The following is a 17,620-nucleotide window of genomic DNA, read 5'->3' on the forward strand; positions in this document are numbered from 1 at the left end:
CACCAGAACCGCTGCCGCCAGAACCGCTGCCACCAGAACCGCTGCCACCAGAACCGCTGCCATCAGAGCTGCTGCCACCGGAACCATTGCCACCAGAACCACTGCCGCCAGAGCCATTGCCACCAGAACCACTATCGTCCTGAGAACCGCCATTTCCTGGAGGTTTATTATTATCTTTTGAGTTTCCTTCTGCAAAATGATCACTGTTTTGTACAATAGCGTTTGTTATTGGCTGGAAGTTTTCCGTTGCAGCACTACCAATATTTAAGCCACTAAAAAAGGATAAAGAAAGTGTTGATGCTAAAATGAAGATTTTTGGCATTGTTTTCCTCCTGAAGAAAAAATTATTGTTCCATCTAAAATACATCCCTTTGTAATATTTCATAGGAAAAAGAGTTTTATGCAAAAAAAACTATATATAGAAAAAGGTGGTGTATTTCTAAAGGGAGAAAAGAGTTAATGTAAATTCCCTACAAATAGTAGAGTGATGGAGAATTTACACTCATAACAGTAGAGGAAGTGGTAACGGATGAGGGAATATATTGCGTTTGATATTGGTGGTACGCAAATTAAATATGGAATTGTTTCAGAAATAGGGGTAGTACTAATGCATAAAAAGGTCCCAACAGAAATTCATTTGGGCGGGGAACAAATTGTTCAAAAGCTTATATATTTATCAAAAAAGTTAATGACTGAACATACTATTGTAGGAATTGGTATTAGTACAGCGGGAATTGTTGATATTGATAAAGGAGCTATAACGGGAGGTGTGGATCATATTCCGCATTATGCTAATATTCCTATTGTTGAGAGATTACAAGAAGTATTAGAAGTTCCTGTATCTATTGAAAATGATGTTAATTGTGCAGCCTTTGGTGAGAAATGGAAAGGTGCTGGGAGGGGAGAAAGCGATTTTATTATGCTCACGCTTGGAACGGGCATTGGTGGAGCAATTGTTATAAATGGGGAGTTATACCGTGGACATTCGTTTAGTGCTGGGGAATGGGGGAATATGTTAATAGAAGGAAAAACTTTTGAGGAGGTTGCCTCAATTTCGGGATTAATTCATCTTGTACGAAGATATAAAGGTGAAGAGGAGTGGGATGGTAAAACAATTTTTGAATTATATGATAAGGGTGATAGTAGTGTTGCTCAAGCTGTGAAGATTTTCTTTAGACATTTGGCGATTGGAATTAGTAACCTTGCTTATATTTTTAATCCGAAAATGATTATTATTGGTGGGGGAATTACTGAAAGAGGAGCTGATTTCTTAAATGAAGTGAAGGAAGAGATCGGAACATACTTAGATCAAGAGATTTATAGTAATTGTGAGATTAAACTTGCACAAAGCGGCAATTGTGCAGGAATGATTGGTGCTATTTACCACTTCTTACATCATCATAAGTAAGTTATATGAATGTTTTCATATAACTTAGAATTTATCCTTTTTCTCACTAGATAAATAATGCTACAATATAAGAGAAGAATACAATATTTTCCGATTTGGAAAATGCTTTGTAGAAAGGAAGAAACTTCATGCCTATTATTTTAGAAAAAGGACAAAAGATCGATTTAACGAAAGGACAACCAAGAGTAGCAAAACTACAGGTTGGCTTAGGCTGGGATCCAATTGGGCAATCAGGTGGGTTTCTGTCTTCATTATTTGGAAGTAAACCAAATGTAGATTGTGATGCGTCTGTTGTTATGTTAGAAGGAGATCGTTTTTTAAACAAAAATGATCTAGTTTACTTCGGTAATAAACTCTCTACTTGTGGCAGCATTATTCATTCAGGAGATAATTTAACAGGTGAAGGCGCTGGTGACGACGAAACAATTTTCGTAGAATTACATAAAGTTCCGAGCCGTATTAATCGTTTAGTATTTGTTGTAAATATTTATGACTGTGTAAATCGTCGTCAAGATTTCGGGATGATTCGTAATGCATATATTCGTATTCAAAACCCGCAAACTGGTGAAGAGTTAGCACGTTATAACTTGTCAGATAATTATGCTGGCAAAATGACTCTAATTGCAGGGGAAATGTATCGAGACGGAAGTGAATGGAAGTTTTCAGCAGTTGGAGAAGGCACACAAGATAAAAACTTAAGTGAGATTGTATCACGTTATCAATAAAATAAACTGAGGAGGAATTGTATATGGCATCAATTTCATTGAAAAAGGGACAAAAGGTAGACTTAACAAAAACGAATCCAGGTCTTTCAAAAGCTCTTGTAGGGCTTGGCTGGGATACGAATCGTTATGACGGACAAAACGATTTCGATTTAGATGTTAGTATCTTCTTAGTAGGTGCGAATGGTAAAGTTTCAGGAGCAGAGGATTTCGTCTTCTATAATAATCCAAAAGGTGCGAATGGCGCTGTCGAGCATTTAGGAGATAACCGAACTGGTGACGGTGAAGGCGATGACGAAACGATTAAAGTAGATTTGAAAAATGTACCTGCACATATCGAACGTATCTGCTTCACAATTACAATTTATGATGGAGAAGGACGTAGCCAAAACTTCGGACAAGTTTCTAACTCGTTCGTACGTATTCTAGATGAAGAAAAGAATGCGGAATTAATTCGTTATGATTTAGGAGAAGATTTCTCTATTGAAACAGCGGTAGTAGTAGGTGAATTATACCGTCATGCAGGTGAATGGAAATTCAATGCAATTGGAAGTGGATTCCAAGGTGGATTAGGTTCTCTATGTAATAACTTTGGATTAGATGTAGAGTAATAAATTAATATATCCATCAGTAAACATATGTTTACTGATGGATATATTTTTTAAAATTAAATTATAGAGGTGAATATACATGGTTATTCAATTACAAAAAGGTCAGAAGATTGATTTAGGTAAAACAAGCCCTGGTTTATCCAAAGCGGTAATTGGTCTTGGCTGGGATATTAAATCTTATGATGGTGGATCTGATTTTGATTTAGATGCATCTGCCTTTTTATTAGATGCGAACGGCAAATGTACGAAGGAAACTGATTTTATTTTCTATAATAATTTACAGTCTCCTTGCGAATCAGTTTTACATACAGGGGATAACCGTACAGGTGAAGGTGACGGGGATGATGAGCAACTTGTTGTAGATTTGAAAAAGGTTCCAGCAGATGTTCATAAAATTGCTATTACAGTTACAATTTATGATGGAGAAGGCCGTAATCAAAACTTTGGACAGGTTGCAAATGCATTCGTCCGTTTAGCAAATGAAGAAACAAACGAAGAAGTGCTTCGTTTTGATTTAGGGGAAGATTTCTCCATTGAAACAGCAGTTGTATTTTGTGAATTATACCGTCATAATGGACAGTGGAAGTTTAATGCAGTAGGAAGTGGATTCCAAGGTGGATTAGGTGCGCTTGTAAGAGCGTATGGCTTGGATGCATAGAAAGGAAACGATATTCGTTTCCTTTTTTTGACCTTTCTATAAATCTAGCAAAGAATAGGGGATAAAGGTAAGATGAGTATTTTGCAAGGAATCCTTGATACGTATGCTCAGTTTTTCGACTTGGACATGTGGATTAAAGTGTTGCAAGATCCAGTATCTTGGGGATTAATCGGTACACTTGTTGTACTTGAAGGGTTATTATCTGCTGATAACGCACTTGTATTAGCGGTAATGGTAAAACACCTTCCGGAAGAGAAACGTAAAAAAGCATTATTCTATGGACTTATTGGAGCGTATGTATTCCGATTTATCGCGATTGGAATTGGAATGTACTTAATTAAATTAGCATGGGTAAAAGTGTTAGGTGCACTTTACTTAGCTTGGCTTTCAATTAAATATTTCATTGATAAAAGAAAAGGTAATGCAGAAGAAGAGGAAGCTCATGGTATGAACCAAAATAGTATTCTCTTCAGAATGTTCGGTGTTTTCTGGGGAACGGTTGCGATGGTTGAATTAATGGATATCGCGTTCTCTGTAGATAGCGTACTTGCTGCGTTTGGTGTATCGAATGAAGTTTGGATTTTACTATTAGGCGGAATGCTCGGTATTTTAATGATGCGTGGTATCGCTGGCGTATTCTTAAAATTGTTAGAGCGTATTCCAGAACTTGAAACGACAGCCTATATTTTAATCTTAATTATTGCAGCAAAAATGTTATTGTCTGTCATTCATATTGAAATAAGTCATACAGTGTTCTTTATTATTTTAGTTGTAGCATTTGGAGTAACATTTATACTTCACTACATGAAGAATTCTGGACAAGCTAAAGAAGAAGTTGCAGCTACTAAAAATAATCATAAATAATTGAAATGGGTTTGCTCGTTTTGCGAGCGCCCATTTTTTATAACTAAAAATAGTTTATAATAGAAGAAGGTCTTAGAAAAACCGTAAATGTTTTTGGAGGTGAACTGTTGTGTTTTCACGTTTTACACTTCAACCATATGCATTAAAAGATGAATCAGATTTAAAGCAACTTGAAACGCTTTTAGAAAAACGCCCACAATATGAGCTGACAGAGAATGAGCTGAAATTTAGTCATATAGCATGTCGTATTCTTGGTGTTCCTAATGATGTAGATGAATATTTCAATGACCTATTTGATTACAGTGAAGCGAAAGGAATCGAAGTTTTACACGAACAAAATTTAAATAAAGTGATTGATTCTGAAAAGCTTCGTCATATTCAAGAAGTGTTCGGATTACATCAAGAAGCACCGAATGGTTTGACGGTAAATAGACTTGTAGCACATTTATCTGGGAAACAACTTTTACCGAAAGTAGACAATCCTGATTTACAACATTACATACATGCAACGTTTATTTCTGTATTGAAATTGTATGAGAAACAACATAATCAATCATTAAAAACAGAAGGATTTCGTCGTTTCTTAATCGATATGATTAAATTAAGTGAAAATTACGTAGCGAAGTGGTTCTCTACAATTAATTATAAGAAACAGATGCCGCGTATCGTGTGGTACGGTGATGCGACAGAGAGTCGTATATATTTCTTATACTTTCTTATTATGCTCGGCTGCGATGTACTTTATTATCACCCAGAAGGAAAAGATGGATTTGAGAGTGTGGATGAGGACGGCAGGACTTTTGTCGTATCTCACCAAAGCCGTATTTCATTAGAACCATTTCCTGATCGCCGTCGTGACCGCGTCGCAACAGTAGCGTATCAAGCCTCAAAGGAACTTGAGCAAGTACTTCACCACGATAATTCACTATTATACAAACCGTGGCAATTCCGTTCGTATACACCTGTAGCTCGTACGCTCAAAACAACGTACGATGAACTCTTTTTGATTACGAAAGAAAAGGCATTTGTACGTCCAACATTCTTTGTGGAAAATAAGCATATTTATATTCCTTCTTTATTTGCGAAAATATCAGGTGTGTCAAAGAATGATAAAGAGTATTTTCAACGATTAAAGGCAGTTACATCATTTGATAATAGTTTATTAATTAATACATTTCCGTTTACGAAAGAACAAAAAGCGAATTTTCAATACCACTATCGAGATGCGTTAGATCGAGCTGGGAAATTACACCCTGATTTAATTATGAATAGTCATTGGTGGCCACATAAGCGTTTGCCTGAAGGATTGCAGCATGGTATTGCAGAGGCAATCATTCATACGTGTGAAAGTGAAATGTGTAAACCAATTGGGAAAGAGACGAAACAAGAGGTAGCACTATATGTTTTCGCACAGCTCTCTCAAATACCACCGAATATTTTAGAACAACTTGAGAAATTTGATTATTCACAAGAGGTACCAAAAATTGTTATATTTAATAATGAGAAGAGCGGAGAATTAACTCGTTCTGATGCTGTTTTATTACTATTTTTAAATCAAATTGGAGTAGATGTATTCCATTTCAATCCAACGGGAAGAAACGATATTGAACCGTATATTGAAGCAGGAGCATTTGATTCACACTGGCTTGAAGAAGTTAATTTCGACCTTGAGTTTCATGGTTCATCAGCCTATAAAAATTTATCACAAACAATAAAAGGACTATTTCGTCCATTTTTATAAGGAAAGGGAGAATACCATATGAATAACCCAGTCGTACTAGATCCGAAAACAGAATTAAATGAGCAAACGGCACAAGATGTTCGTTTACAACTTAGACAAGATGCAGAAGTACAACGTATTTATAATGCGGTAGATATTAAAGATCAATTAGAATTAATCGAACTTGGAAAAGAACCGTCTATGGAAATTTCACGTTTCGCTGATCAAATTTTACATACAATGTCTTTATCAAAAATAGAAGACTCTGGTGAATTATTAAAACAGCTTGGTAAAATTATGGACAGATTTGATAGCAAAGACTTTGCGGAAGAGAAAAGTGGTTTCTTCTCTCGTATGTTCAAAAAAGCAGATAAAATGATTGAACAAATCTTTAGTAAATATCAAACGATGGGCCGCGAAATGGATAAAGTATACGTAGAAATTACGAAGTATCAAGATGAAATGAAAAAATCAATTGGTACGTTAGATGGTCTGTATGAACAAAACTTAAAGTATTATTTAGATTTAGAGAAATACGTAGTAGCAGGGGAAATGTTATTAGAGCGTTTAAATACAGAGTTAGTTCCGATGTACGAAGAGCGCGTACGTAATAATGACCAATTAGCTGGTATTGAATTAGAATCGCTTAAAAACTCTGTTGAAATTTTAGAACAACGTATTGATGATTTAGAAAAAGCACGTATGGTTGCTTTACTTACAGCACCACAAATTCGTATGGTTCAACGTGGTAATAATAAATTAATTGGTAAAATCAATACAGCATTTATTACAACGATTCCTATCTTTAAAAATGGTATCATTCAAGCGGTGAATGCGAAGCGTCAAAAGCTTGTTGCAGACTCTATGGCTGAACTTGATCGTCGTACAAATGAATTACTTAAGAAAAATGCACAAAATATCGCGACTCAAAGTGTGGAAGTAGCGAGATTATCAGGTTCTTCTAGTATTAAGATGGAAACACTTGAGGAAACTTGGAACATTATTTCAAGAGGTATGCAAGAAACACAACAAATTGAAGAGCAAAATAAACGTGAGCGTGAAGAAAGTCGCAAGCGTATGGCTACATTAACAGAGAACATCAAAAAAGAATTGCAAGGATAAATGAAAAGGCAATGAGGACTATTCCTCATTGCCTTTTAGTTTCTCTTAACTAATTTAATGATTTCATTCACAACAAGCGGAATGATACTTAATAAGAGAACAAATCCCCAATCTCGCATTGTTAATGCATGCACACCGAATATATTGGCAAGCGGAGGGATGGAGATAATACAAACTTGCATAAGAACACCGATAAGAAGTGAGAAGACTAAGTATTTATTTGTAAATAACCCAATTGAAAAAATGGATTTCGTTCTTGACCGCAAGTTAAATGAATGAACGAGCTGAGAAAAACTAAGAACGACAAATGCCATCGTTTGAGCATGTAATAGGGCATCTTCATCAATTTGCTCGGGGAAAAGTGGAAATAGGTTTGTATCTCCAGAATAGAGTTTTGCTCCGACGATAAAGGCTGCTAGCGTTAAAAGTCCAATGACAACCCCATTGAAAATGAGAAAAGGGACGCTACCGCTAAATAGGCTTTCTTTCGCACGTCGTGGCTTTTCTTTCATCACATCTGAATCTTCAGGATCGACACCGAGTGATAGTGCAGGAAGTGTGTCGGTAATTAAATTGACCCACAAAATGTGGATTGGACGTAACGGTGTTGCCCAGCCGAGTAAAATGGCTAAAAAGAGAGCTATAATCTCTCCGAAGTTACAAGAAAGTAGGAAGAGAATCGACTTTTTAATATTACGATAAATGTTTCTTCCCTCTTCAACCGCTTTAACGATAGATGAGAAGTTATCATCTGTTAAAACCACATCTGCGGCGCCTTTTGCTACATCTGTTCCTGTAATGCCCATAGCTACTCCAACATCTGCTTGCTTTAAAGATGGAGCATCATTTACGCCGTCACCAGTCATGGAAACAATGTTACCTTTGTCGCGTAATGCTTTTACAATCTTCACTTTATGTTCGGGAGAGACCCTTGCAAAGACATTTAAATGATTAATTTTACTTGCTAGTTCTGTATCTGAAATGGTATCTAATTCAGTTCCAATCATAATTTCAGATTTTTCTTCAGCAATCCCAAGTTCTTTTGCGATTGCAAATGCGGTGTCTTTATGATCGCCAGTAATCATGACTGTACGAATGCCAGCTTTTTTACATTCTGTAATAGAATCTTTTACTTCTGTACGTGGTGGATCAATCATACCGACAAGACCAATAAAGATGAGGTTTTCTTCGAGATGATCTATATCCACATCGTTTGAATTGTATTGTTTAAATGCGAATGAAAGTACTCTTAAAGCTTCTTGTGACATTGACCCGGCAGCGTCTAATATTTGATTTTTATTAGAATCTGTTAAGACCTCGATTTTTCCATTTTTTAAAATATGGGTACACCGAGGTAAGAGTTTATCAATAGCGCCTTTCGTCATGCTATAGTAGCTTTCATCGTATGTATGCACTGTTGACATCATTTTACGATCTGAATCAAAAGGTACCTCATTAACACGTTCGTGTTTCTTTTCTAAATCCTCTTTTTGCATGTTAAAAGTGCTTCCAGCAACGAGAAGGGCAATTTCAGTAGGGTCCCCGGTTTGGGATTCGCTACTATAAGAAGCATCGTTACATAGCACCATATTTTCTAACAACAGACGTTGTGCATCATTATTCACATTTAAATTTTCTAAGTTGTCGTATGTGTTATCACTATAAAAGTGAGTAACGGTCATTTTATTTTGCGTTAACGTACCTGTTTTATCTGAACAAATAATTGTGACAGAACCGAGAGCTTCTACAGCTGGTAGTTTCCGAACGATAACGTTTTGTTTAATCATACGCTGCACACCAATTGCAAGAACGATGGAAACGATAGCTGGCAAGCCTTCTGGAATGGCTGCAACAGCTAAACTAATAGCAGTCATAAACATTTCTAACGTATCTCGCCCTTGTAAAAAACCGATGAGAAACATAATGATACAAATAGCAACAGCGACGAAACCTAAATATTTCCCGACTTGTGCTAAGCTCTTTTGAAGTGGTGTCATATCATCGTCTGCTTCATGTAAAAGGGTAGCAATCTTACCAATTTGTGAGTGCATTCCAGTTTCAACAGCAACGCCAACGCCCCGTCCATATGTTACAAGCGTCGACATGAAGGCCATATTTTTTTGATCACCCAGTGGTACTTGTTCATCAGTTTGTATAGAAGGATGGTAAAGTGCATCCTTATCAACAGGGACAGACTCACCAGTGAGAGCAGATTCTTCAACTTTTAAATTTGCCGTTTCGATAAGTCGCAAATCACATGGGATATAACGTCCTGCATCGAGCATGACAATATCACCTGGAACGACTTGTTCAGATGGAATTTCTTTTAGCTCACCGTCTCGTTTTACGATAGCTTTAGGCGTTGACATTTTCTTTAATGCTTCTAAAGCTTGCTCAGCCTTGGACTCTTGGATTACACCAATAACTGCATTTAATATGACAACGAGCGCGATAATACTTGCATCCGCCCATTCACCTACAAAGGCAGAAATAAGTGCGGCTATAAGAAGAACATTTACGAGAACGTCATTAACTTGGGCAAAAATCCGTTGCCATAAAGTCCGTTTTTGTTTTGCAGTCAATTCATTTGGCCCATACTGCTTTACACGTTCATTTACACTTTCGGCTGTTAAGCCATTTTGCTCATTTGTTTTAAAATCTGTTACTATTTGATCTTTCGTCTTACTGTACCAATTGCTCATAAGTAAGCACCTCCAGTAAAAACAGTTAGCAATGGTAGTGTTGCTATTATTTGTGAGTAGTATGTATGGTGAAAAAATCTAAGATGAGGTTCTACTTCTATTGTACAGCATTTTAAAATAGCTGGAAGAAAAGAGTAAATTTGTCATGAATTTGTTGGAATTAAAAAGAACCTCGAAACTCGAGGCTCTTTGTTATTTTTTAATTAATGTACCTAATTCTTCTGTAATAGCTTGCATTTCACTAATGCTGAATGTTTCACGTTTCATAACATGATCATAAATGTCACGTAAATCTTCGTACATTTCCTCATTAAAGCTAGCAGCTCTCATCGCTCCAGCATTAACCATACGTAATTTTTCTTTAATAGCTTCGACCATATATTCAACGTTTTCTTCTGACTTTACGGATAAATCCACCGAAGTGTCCCCCTTTAAAATAACATAAGAATATCTTAACATTTTTTTATCATTTTCGTTAATGAAACTTTTCAATCCTATTAAATTAGTAGGGATTTCCTTTATAATTAATAATTGGTTGTTTATACTATAAGTATATATAAAGAAATGCACCAAGAAGGGAAGAAACAAAAATATGGTTCAAGTATTGTTTGTTTGTCTTGGGAACATTTGCCGTTCTCCGATGGCAGAAGCGATTTTTCGAAATCTTGTCGTAAAAGAGGGACTAGAAGAGAAAATTGTCATTGATTCTGCAGGAACTGGAGATTGGCATATTGGTCATCCACCACATAAAGGAACACAAAAAATTTTAAAAGAAAATGAAGTCACTTTTGAAGGAATTAAAGCAAGGCAAGTAGAAAAAGAAGACTTAACAAAGTTTGATTATATTATTGCCATGGACAACAAGAATATAGCAGATTTACAAAGTTTAGGTAAAACTGGAGGCTATATTGGTAGGCTGTCCGATTTTGTTCCAGACGGTGGCTGGGCAGACGTTCCTGACCCTTACTATACAGGGAACTTTCAAGAGGTGTATGACCTTGTAACAGAAGGGTGTGTAAAGCTATTAGCTTTCATTCGAAATGAACAAGGAATATGAGGAAGCTTAGAAAGAAATACTTTCTAACATAAGAAATGAAAGGGTGAAGGAATATGGCAAAGAAAAATAATATTGCTCGAAACATTGCGATTGGTGTAGCTGCAGGTGTAGCTGTATCAATGTTGAAGAAAGAAAACCGTGAAAAAGTAAAAAATACAGCGGAAAAAGCAAAAACAAAGATGATTGAAATTGGTGAAAATGCAAAAATTAAAGAAAAAGTGCAAACTGTTACAGATAAAGGACGCGAACTTGCTGACTTCAATGTAGTAAAAGCAAAAGTAGCAGAAATCAAAAAATTGACGCCGTCTGTTGTAGAGACGTTAAAAGAAACGAAAGAAATTTTTAGTAAGAAAAAAGTTGAGCGAGAAGAAAAACCAGAAACGATTGAAATTCAAGCTGTATCTCCAAAAGTAGATGAGCTTAAAGCAGAGGAAGAGCCAGTAGTTGCTGAAGATGGCGGTATGAAAGAAGCACGTGAATTATTTATGAAAGACTCAAATGTAGAGGAAAAAAAAACTGAAGCGTACATTGAGTTAAAGCAAGATAAAGAAGAGAAGAAAAGCGTTTAAATATATATGAGAAAAATTTTCGAAAAGGTGAGGAGACATCGTACTTATTCGTTTGGTAAAGATTTGTATGACCGGACGATGCGCGATGATGTAGCGGGCTTGGCAGCACAGCTCGCTTATTTCTTCTTGCTTGCGATTTTTCCTGGGCTTGTTTTCTTAATTACGCTTCTTGGATTCATTGACCTTCAAACAGAAAGTGTGCTCAATTTATTAGAACCGTACGTACCGGAAGATGCGATGAACTTAATTGAAGTAAACGTAGATAAAGTTGTAAATGAGCAAAATGGTGGTTTGTTATCATTTGGTTTACTATCGATGCTATGGTTTGCTTCAAATGGGGTGAATGCGGTTATGAATGCTTTTAACCGTGCGTATGATGTAACAGAAACACGTTCTTTTATTAAAACAAGAGCTTTATCAATTGTGTTTACATTGGCTATTATTTTTATGATTGTATTTGCACTAATTGTCCCGGTATTTGGGCAAGTGATTGGGGCAGCGGTGTTTAAAATAATCGGTTTATCGGATAGTTTTTCTTACGTGTGGAGTATCGCTCGATTAGTAGCGAGTTTCTTTGTGCTATTTGCATTGTTTAGTTTTTTATATACGTTTGCACCAGATCGAAAGTTAAAAAGAAGAGAAGTCATTTCAGGAGCATTATTTGCTACTGTAGGATGGATTGTGGTATCGTACTCATTTGCTTTTTATGTAGATAAATTTGCGAATTACGCCAATACATATGGTGGTCTCGGTGGTATCATTGTTTTAATGTTATGGTTTTATTTAACTGGGTGGGTCATTTTACTTGGCGGTGAAATTAATGGCTTACTCCATCATTATAGAACGGGTGACAATAATTCCCGTAATGAAAAATGAGCTCTTGTTCCATAATAAAAGGGAACAGGGGGGATATTTCATGAGTAATAATAAAAAGAACCACAATAATAAAAGTAACAATAAACAAAAGAGCAGTTCGCATCCAAAGCATAAAACAAGCAGCAGTGCGAACGGTCATAATAGCTACCATTAAATAAAACGGGTCCTTTATGAGGGACCCGTTTTATTTGTTGCCTTTTAATAATCGTAAGCCATTTAAAATGACAAGAATCGTGCTTCCTTCATGCCCAATAACGCCGAGTGGAAGAGCTAAAAATTGTAAGAAATTCGAGCAAATGAGCATCGCAATTACAGCTAGCGAAAAGATTACATTTTGCTTCACGATACGATTCATTCGTTTTGATAAACGGATTGCTTGAGAGAGACGAGATAATTCGTTTTTCATAAGAACAACGTCTGCAGTCTCTAATGCTACGTCTGTTCCTTCACCCATTGCCACACCAATGCTAGCGGTAGCGAGTGCAGGGGCGTCATTTATACCGTCTCCTACCATTGCTACTGTACCGTATTTCTCTTTTAACTTTTTAATCGTTTCAACTTTTGTTTCTGGCAAGCATGATGCGTAATATTCCTTTATATTACTTTCAGAGGCAATTGCTTTTGCTGTTTCCTCATTATCACCGGTAATCATAATAGCTTCAACACCAATACTTTGTAAATCACGAATGGCAGCTATTGTTTCTTGGCGAAGCGTATCTTTTAAAGCGATAAGTCCAAGAATACCCTCTTCATCACTAATATAAACGACAGTTTTACCTTCTTTTTCAAGCGAGGCAGCAATACCGTCATGAAATGTCTTTGCTTCTTCACCGATAAAATTAGCTTTCCCTATTTTATAAGCTTTGTTTTCGAATATTCCTTTTAGCCCAAAACCAGTTACATCTTCAACATTTTCTGGTTTTATTAATGTAATGTCATACGTATGCTGTGCATAGTTCACAATGGCTGTAGCTAAAGGATGTGTAGAGTGACTTTCAATTGATGCTGTAATAGAAAGCACTTCTTTTTCTGTTATATTTTCTCGAACATATACATCTGTTACAGTAGGTTTTCCTTGTGTTAATGTTCCTGTTTTATCAAAGGCAATCGCCTTTACTGAAGCTAGTCGTTCTAAATGAATACCACCTTTAAAGAGAATACCGTTTCTCGCTCCGTTTGAAATTGCTGATAAAGTTGCTGGCGTAATCGCTGCAACTAATGCACAAGGAGAAGCGACTACAAGTAAAATCATAGCGCGATAAAACGTTTCATTCCAACTCCAATCCAGTAAGAAATGTGGAACGAACATCATAAGCGCAACAACGATTAGTACCCCTTTTACATATGTTCCTTCAAACTTTTCGATGAATAGTTGTGATGGTGATTTTTCGCTTTGGGCACTTTGAACGAGACGAATAATCTTTTGAAATAGTGTTTGATCGCTCGGCTTCGTAATTATAACTTCGATAGCACCACGTAAATTTACAGTTCCGGCAAATACTTCATCACCATGTTTTTTTTCATTTGGAATAGGCTCCCCAGTGATAGCTGCTTCATCGATATTTGTTTCACCATTATGAATTGTGCCGTCAGCAGGAACACGCTCACCGGGCTTAATTAAAATAATATCGTTAATTTGTAATTGTCCAACAGGAACGCGTTTCTCAATTCCATTTGATATACGTAATGCTTCTTCAGGTTGTAAATCAAGAAGCGCTGAAATTTCTTTTTGACTTTTACTTAACGTATAAGATTCCATCGCACCGCTTAGTGCAAAGATGAAGATTAAAATAGCTCCTTCTGCCCAGTAGCCAATTACTGCAGCACCGATAGCTGCAAAGAGCATGAGCATTTCAACGTTTAGCTCTTTCTCTTCGATTGTGTCTTCAATACCTTCTTTTGCTTTTGCAAAGCCTCCGACTACATAAGCAAGGATATAGCAAGCAATACCTATATGTATTGCATCGTTCTTTGTGAGTAACCAGCCAGCTAAAATGAAAATACCAGATACGATTGCAAATATAAGTTCATAGTGCTTTTTTAGTGTTTGAATCCAAGATGGAGTAGGTACGCTTTGTTTTGATGGTAATGTTTTTACTTCCGAGTTCATCATTACTCGCCCCTTTCAAATTCTTATTGAGAAAAATAATCAAAATCGAAACCCCTATAAAACGACGAAAGCTGCCATCCATTAATGGATAGCAGCATTTCTGTTGAAACTGATTTTAATAGTTATCATATTGTAATTATTCTATAGTATAGCATATGTTTTTGAGAGATGATATGTTTTTGTTTCAAGTATAAACTGAAAACTTGTGTTTTCACAGTTCCTTTGGTATATATGAATATTGTTCATAAAAAGATCGGGAAGGAAGACAACAAGTGAAGACAGAGAAGTTTTTTACCCATCCGATTGGCGTGTTTATTGCTGCGATAGTAGCAACATTTTTATGGGGAAGCGCCTTTCCCTTTATTAAGTTAAGTTATGTTGAACTGGGAATTCAGCCACAAGAAGTCGGAGAACAAATATTATTTGCTGGCTATCGATTTTTCTTAGCGGGTGTAATGCTATTATTCTTTTTTAAAGCCTTAGGAAAAGATATACACTTCAAAAAGGGAACGGGGAAACAGTTACTACAAATCGGTTTATTTCAAACGTTTCTCCAATATATATGTTTTTATATTGGAATGAGTTATAGTTCAGGAATTGAAGGAGCTATTATTTCAGGAACATCATCATTCTTTCAAATTTTACTCGCGCACTTTTTATATAAAGATGATGCTCTTAATATAAGAAAAATGATTGGGGTTTCGATCGGTTTTTGTGGTGTCATTTTAGTAAATGTACCGAGTGATGGGAGTTTATCATTCCATTTTGGAATCGGTAGCTTATTACTTCTTAGTGCAGCGATGCTGTATTCATATGGGAATATATTGGCGAAAGAAGGTAGTAAAACATTAGATGTTGGATATATGACAGCATACCAAATGATTTTTGGATCAATAGGATTGTTATGTATAGGGGCATTTCAAGTAGGTGTGATGCCATTTACATTTAGTCTACATGCAATACTGATGCTGATCTATTTGTCTTTCTTGTCAGCGGGCGGTTTTTGTATTTGGAATACAATTATGAAGTACAATAAGGTTGGAAAAGTATCCATGTATATGTTCTTTATACCTGTATTTGGTGTGTTATTATCAAGCATGATTTTAGGAGAAGCGATTCATTCGTTTGTATTATTCGGTTTAGCATGTGTAGCCGCAGGAATTATTGTGGTAAATCTTACTCCAGCTAAGCAGAAAAGAGAGCAAGAAAAATAAGTAGCGTAGAGAATAGGAAAACGATTACAATGGAAGAACGGTACTGTTCTTCTTTTTTTATATAGAAAAAGGAAAACAGACTATATATAACGAAAAAAGATATAATAAAGCATTTATTGAGGAGAACGTGTTATGAATGTACTGTACATGGTGTTAATCGGGCAAATCATTCTCTTTTTCATGGGAGCGATTTATGCAATACGGCAGACAAAAAGAACGAGAGACAATATGCCGTTGCCTTTAGCGATTCGTCTTATTCTTAGTTTTTCTTTAACAGGTAGTGCAATTTGGATATGGTTACAAGATCCGTCGGCAGAATATAGCACGTGGGTTGCAATTGGTATGACCTTATCAACTGTTGGAGATTTGTTTATGGCAGGATTGATTCCAATTGGTCACCGATTAATTGGAGGGATGGTTACTTTCGCTCTTGCTCATTGTTTTTATGTAAAAGCATTTTTGCAAACAGGAATTTCATGGAATGGCTTTTGGATTGGTTTACTCGTATACGGACTTTTTCTAATTATAGGATGGTTCTTTTTCATCCGAAATGAAAAACAGGATAAGTTATTTACGATCGGAGCCCTAATTTACGGATTGTGGGTTGGGGGAATGGCTTGCTTCGCATTCGCCTTATATTACGAGAATTCAGGAATATGGTGGGCACCAGCGTTTGGTGGTTTATTGTTTGTGATTTCAGATTTTATTATTGGTGTGACAGATATTGGTGGACGCAAACTGAAGTATGAACCACTTTGGATTTGGTTTACATATGTTGCGGCTCAAATGTGTATTGTATATGTAGGATTATAAAAAGATACTCTCAAAAATAGTAGATTGACTATTTTGAGAGTATCTTTTTTATTACTATGCTACTATATTTTTTTGTTGTAGAGCAGAAAGGCTATATTCATCAGCTGCTTTATAACCTTTAGATAATAAATCATTGATGTAAAGTTTGTTGTAAATGAAGCAGAATACTAGGTTAGAGAATCCGAATGTAAACATGCCAGCGATTAAAATGATTAGAAACCATTTCCAGTCTCCACGGAATATAGCAGGGAAAAAACCAAAGAAAAATACAGTCCAACTAAAACCAATTTTTGCTTGTTTAATTTGGCCTGTATTTTCATTTTTAAGCATAACCTTCATAGAAAAAGTCCTCCTAAGTAAATAAAAATAGAATAAATGCAAATTATAGTATATCAGAATAATATATTTTTGAATATTATTATTTTGAAGTTTGTAATATTGAGATTATTTAATTCAGAATATTGTGGAAAGTGACTAACTGAAGTACTTATAATAAAAGTAAAAAGATGATGAGATGGTGGAATGATGCAAAAGAAAAAACGTTGGCGTGAATTCTTTGGAACAATTGCAATTGCATGTTTATTGATGTTTTTGGCGAAAATTTTCATATTTTTTCCTACGACTGTAAAAGGAGCATCTATGAGGCCAACGTTACAAGATGGGGATAAGGTGATTGTCAATAAGTTAGCGAAACAATTTGAAAGCTATGAAAGAGAAGACATTATTGTTGTGAAGACAGATAATTTTTATGTGAAAAGAGTGATTGGCTTACCTGGTGATATAATTGAGATGAGAAACGATCAATTATATGTGAATCATGAAGTGAAAAATGAAGAGTATTTGCATAGTAATAAAAAACAAGCGGAAAAAAAACTTATGAATTTAACAGAGGACTTTGGACCAATTACGGTTCCTAAAAACAAGATTTTTGTTATGGGAGATAATCGCTTAATAAGCAGAGATAGTAGAAATGGTTTAGGGCTTATTGATAGAGAGGATGTATTAGGAAAGTTAGCAGCTATCTATTATCCATTTGAACATATGAAAATAATAAATTAAAGTAAAAAACCAAGCAAATTGCAGTGAAGTGAACCCTGAAAACGGGACACCTATTAAAACACCTAAACCATCTGTTCCCTAAATTCTTTAGGGGATAGGTGGTTTAATTTTTCTT

At 35.8% G+C, this 17,620-nt stretch carries 17 protein-coding genes and 1 pseudogene; 13 read left to right on the top strand and 5 right to left on the bottom strand.

Annotated features, from left to right (window positions below; translation table 11 throughout):
* Nucleotides 1-322: pseudogene (locus MR065_RS25245) on the bottom strand (cell wall anchor protein); the annotation flags it as partial.
* 207 nt (nucleotides 323-529) lie between these two features.
* Here MR065_RS25245 and MR065_RS25250 point away from each other — a divergent pair.
* From MR065_RS25250 to MR065_RS25280, 7 genes are all read left to right on the top strand, one after another.
* Nucleotides 530-1,408, top strand: coding sequence for an ROK family protein (locus MR065_RS25250; protein WP_242215470.1), 879 nt, complete (start codon nucleotides 530-532; stop codon nucleotides 1,406-1,408).
* Between the two features lie 128 nt (nucleotides 1,409-1,536).
* Complete coding sequence (locus MR065_RS25255) at nucleotides 1,537-2,133, top strand: TerD family protein (RefSeq protein WP_098268548.1); 597 nt, start codon at nucleotides 1,537-1,539, stop codon at nucleotides 2,131-2,133.
* Between the two features lie 23 nt (nucleotides 2,134-2,156).
* Complete coding sequence (locus tag MR065_RS25260; RefSeq protein ID WP_242215472.1) at nucleotides 2,157-2,741, top strand: TerD family protein; 585 nt, start codon at nucleotides 2,157-2,159, stop codon at nucleotides 2,739-2,741.
* Nucleotides 2,742-2,820: 79 nt separating this feature from the next.
* A complete protein-coding gene (locus MR065_RS25265; protein WP_242215473.1) occupies nucleotides 2,821-3,399 on the top strand; it encodes a TerD family protein in 579 nt (192 codons plus the stop codon).
* A gap of 72 nt (nucleotides 3,400-3,471) precedes the next feature.
* Nucleotides 3,472-4,263: a TerC family protein gene (locus MR065_RS25270; RefSeq protein WP_242215474.1), complete on the top strand. Its 792-nt coding sequence runs from the start codon at nucleotides 3,472-3,474 to the stop codon at nucleotides 4,261-4,263.
* A 109-nt stretch (nucleotides 4,264-4,372) separates the two neighbouring features.
* Nucleotides 4,373-6,004 carry a YceG family protein gene (locus MR065_RS25275; protein WP_242215475.1) on the top strand — a complete coding sequence of 544 codons (1,632 nt, stop codon included), beginning with the start codon at nucleotides 4,373-4,375 and terminating at the stop codon, nucleotides 6,002-6,004.
* Between the two features lie 18 nt (nucleotides 6,005-6,022).
* Nucleotides 6,023-7,105, top strand: coding sequence for a toxic anion resistance protein (locus MR065_RS25280; protein ID WP_242215476.1), 1,083 nt, complete (start codon nucleotides 6,023-6,025; stop codon nucleotides 7,103-7,105).
* 35 nt (nucleotides 7,106-7,140) lie between these two features.
* Here MR065_RS25280 and MR065_RS25285 read toward each other — a convergent pair whose 3' ends face one another.
* On the bottom strand, nucleotides 7,141-9,807 hold the full coding sequence (locus MR065_RS25285) for a cation-translocating P-type ATPase (RefSeq protein ID WP_242215477.1): 2,667 nt from the start codon (nucleotides 9,805-9,807) through the stop codon (nucleotides 7,141-7,143).
* Between the two features lie 192 nt (nucleotides 9,808-9,999).
* Entirely contained in the window at nucleotides 10,000-10,224 is a 225-nt protein-coding gene (locus MR065_RS25290) for a DUF1128 domain-containing protein (protein WP_000366196.1), read from the bottom strand.
* Nucleotides 10,225-10,399: 175 nt separating this feature from the next.
* Here MR065_RS25290 and MR065_RS25295 point away from each other — a divergent pair, with 175 nt between their 5' ends.
* The 3 genes from MR065_RS25295 to MR065_RS25305 are packed head-to-tail and all read left to right on the top strand — an operon-like array spanning nucleotide 10,400 to nucleotide 12,309.
* A complete protein-coding gene (locus tag MR065_RS25295) occupies nucleotides 10,400-10,864 on the top strand; it encodes a low molecular weight protein-tyrosine-phosphatase (protein WP_242215478.1) in 465 nt (154 codons plus the stop codon).
* Between the two features lie 53 nt (nucleotides 10,865-10,917).
* Nucleotides 10,918-11,433 (top strand): DUF4075 domain-containing protein, encoded by a 516-nt coding sequence (locus MR065_RS25300; RefSeq protein ID WP_098268543.1) that lies wholly within the window; start codon nucleotides 10,918-10,920, stop codon nucleotides 11,431-11,433.
* 6 nt (nucleotides 11,434-11,439) lie between these two features.
* Nucleotides 11,440-12,309, top strand: a complete 870-nt coding sequence (locus MR065_RS25305; RefSeq protein WP_097903386.1) for a YihY/virulence factor BrkB family protein — start codon at nucleotides 11,440-11,442, stop codon at nucleotides 12,307-12,309.
* Nucleotides 12,310-12,493: 184 nt separating this feature from the next.
* On the opposite strand, the gene MR065_RS25310 is transcribed toward MR065_RS25305, so the two are convergent.
* The gene (locus tag MR065_RS25310; RefSeq protein WP_242215479.1) at nucleotides 12,494-14,419 is read right to left on the bottom strand and encodes a heavy metal translocating P-type ATPase; all 1,926 of its coding nucleotides are present in this window, start codon (nucleotides 14,417-14,419) and stop codon (nucleotides 12,494-12,496) included.
* A gap of 272 nt (nucleotides 14,420-14,691) precedes the next feature.
* Here MR065_RS25310 and MR065_RS25315 point away from each other — a divergent pair, with 272 nt between their 5' ends.
* On the top strand, nucleotides 14,692-15,633 hold the full coding sequence (locus MR065_RS25315; protein WP_242215480.1) for a DMT family transporter: 942 nt from the start codon (nucleotides 14,692-14,694) through the stop codon (nucleotides 15,631-15,633).
* 132 nt (nucleotides 15,634-15,765) lie between these two features.
* On the top strand, nucleotides 15,766-16,446 hold the full coding sequence (locus tag MR065_RS25320) for a lysoplasmalogenase (protein ID WP_098268539.1): 681 nt from the start codon (nucleotides 15,766-15,768) through the stop codon (nucleotides 16,444-16,446).
* A 54-nt stretch (nucleotides 16,447-16,500) separates the two neighbouring features.
* Here MR065_RS25320 and MR065_RS25325 read toward each other — a convergent pair whose 3' ends face one another.
* A complete protein-coding gene (locus MR065_RS25325; RefSeq protein WP_242215482.1) occupies nucleotides 16,501-16,785 on the bottom strand; it encodes a hypothetical protein in 285 nt (94 codons plus the stop codon).
* A gap of 183 nt (nucleotides 16,786-16,968) precedes the next feature.
* Here MR065_RS25325 and lepB point away from each other — a divergent pair, with 183 nt between their 5' ends.
* Nucleotides 16,969-17,505 (top strand): signal peptidase I, encoded by a 537-nt coding sequence (gene lepB, locus MR065_RS25330; RefSeq protein WP_242215483.1) that lies wholly within the window; start codon nucleotides 16,969-16,971, stop codon nucleotides 17,503-17,505.
* The last annotated feature ends 115 nt before the right edge of the window (nucleotides 17,506-17,620 follow it).

Source organism: Bacillus cereus group sp. BfR-BA-01383 (assembly GCF_022663495.1).
Taxonomy (GTDB): Bacteria; Bacillota; Bacilli; order Bacillales; family Bacillaceae_G; genus Bacillus_A; species Bacillus_A cereus_AU.

What these genes read in the sequence shown, in the direction of transcription:
- MR065_RS25250 (WP_242215470.1), top strand. Translation starts at nt 530, where the DNA reads ATGAGGGAATATATTGCGTTTGATATTGGTGGTACGCAAATTAAATAT.
- MR065_RS25255 (WP_098268548.1), top strand. Translation starts at nt 1,537, where the DNA reads ATGCCTATTATTTTAGAAAAAGGACAAAAGATCGATTTAACGAAAGGA.
- MR065_RS25260 (WP_242215472.1), top strand. Translation starts at nt 2,157, where the DNA reads ATGGCATCAATTTCATTGAAAAAGGGACAAAAGGTAGACTTAACAAAA.
- MR065_RS25265 (WP_242215473.1), top strand. Translation starts at nt 2,821, where the DNA reads ATGGTTATTCAATTACAAAAAGGTCAGAAGATTGATTTAGGTAAAACA.
- MR065_RS25270 (WP_242215474.1), top strand. Translation starts at nt 3,472, where the DNA reads ATGAGTATTTTGCAAGGAATCCTTGATACGTATGCTCAGTTTTTCGAC.
- MR065_RS25280 (WP_242215476.1), top strand. Translation starts at nt 6,023, where the DNA reads ATGAATAACCCAGTCGTACTAGATCCGAAAACAGAATTAAATGAGCAA.
- MR065_RS25285 (WP_242215477.1), bottom strand. Translation starts at nt 9,807, where the DNA reads ATGAGCAATTGGTACAGTAAGACGAAAGATCAAATAGTAACAGATTTT.
- MR065_RS25295 (WP_242215478.1), top strand. Translation starts at nt 10,400, where the DNA reads ATGGTTCAAGTATTGTTTGTTTGTCTTGGGAACATTTGCCGTTCTCCG.
- MR065_RS25300 (WP_098268543.1), top strand. Translation starts at nt 10,918, where the DNA reads ATGGCAAAGAAAAATAATATTGCTCGAAACATTGCGATTGGTGTAGCT.
- MR065_RS25305 (WP_097903386.1), top strand. Translation starts at nt 11,440, where the DNA reads ATGAGAAAAATTTTCGAAAAGGTGAGGAGACATCGTACTTATTCGTTT.
- MR065_RS25310 (WP_242215479.1), bottom strand. Translation starts at nt 14,419, where the DNA reads ATGAACTCGGAAGTAAAAACATTACCATCAAAACAAAGCGTACCTACT.
- MR065_RS25320 (WP_098268539.1), top strand. Translation starts at nt 15,766, where the DNA reads ATGAATGTACTGTACATGGTGTTAATCGGGCAAATCATTCTCTTTTTC.
- MR065_RS25325 (WP_242215482.1), bottom strand. Translation starts at nt 16,785, where the DNA reads ATGAAGGTTATGCTTAAAAATGAAAATACAGGCCAAATTAAACAAGCA.
- lepB (WP_242215483.1), top strand. Translation starts at nt 16,969, where the DNA reads ATGATGCAAAAGAAAAAACGTTGGCGTGAATTCTTTGGAACAATTGCA.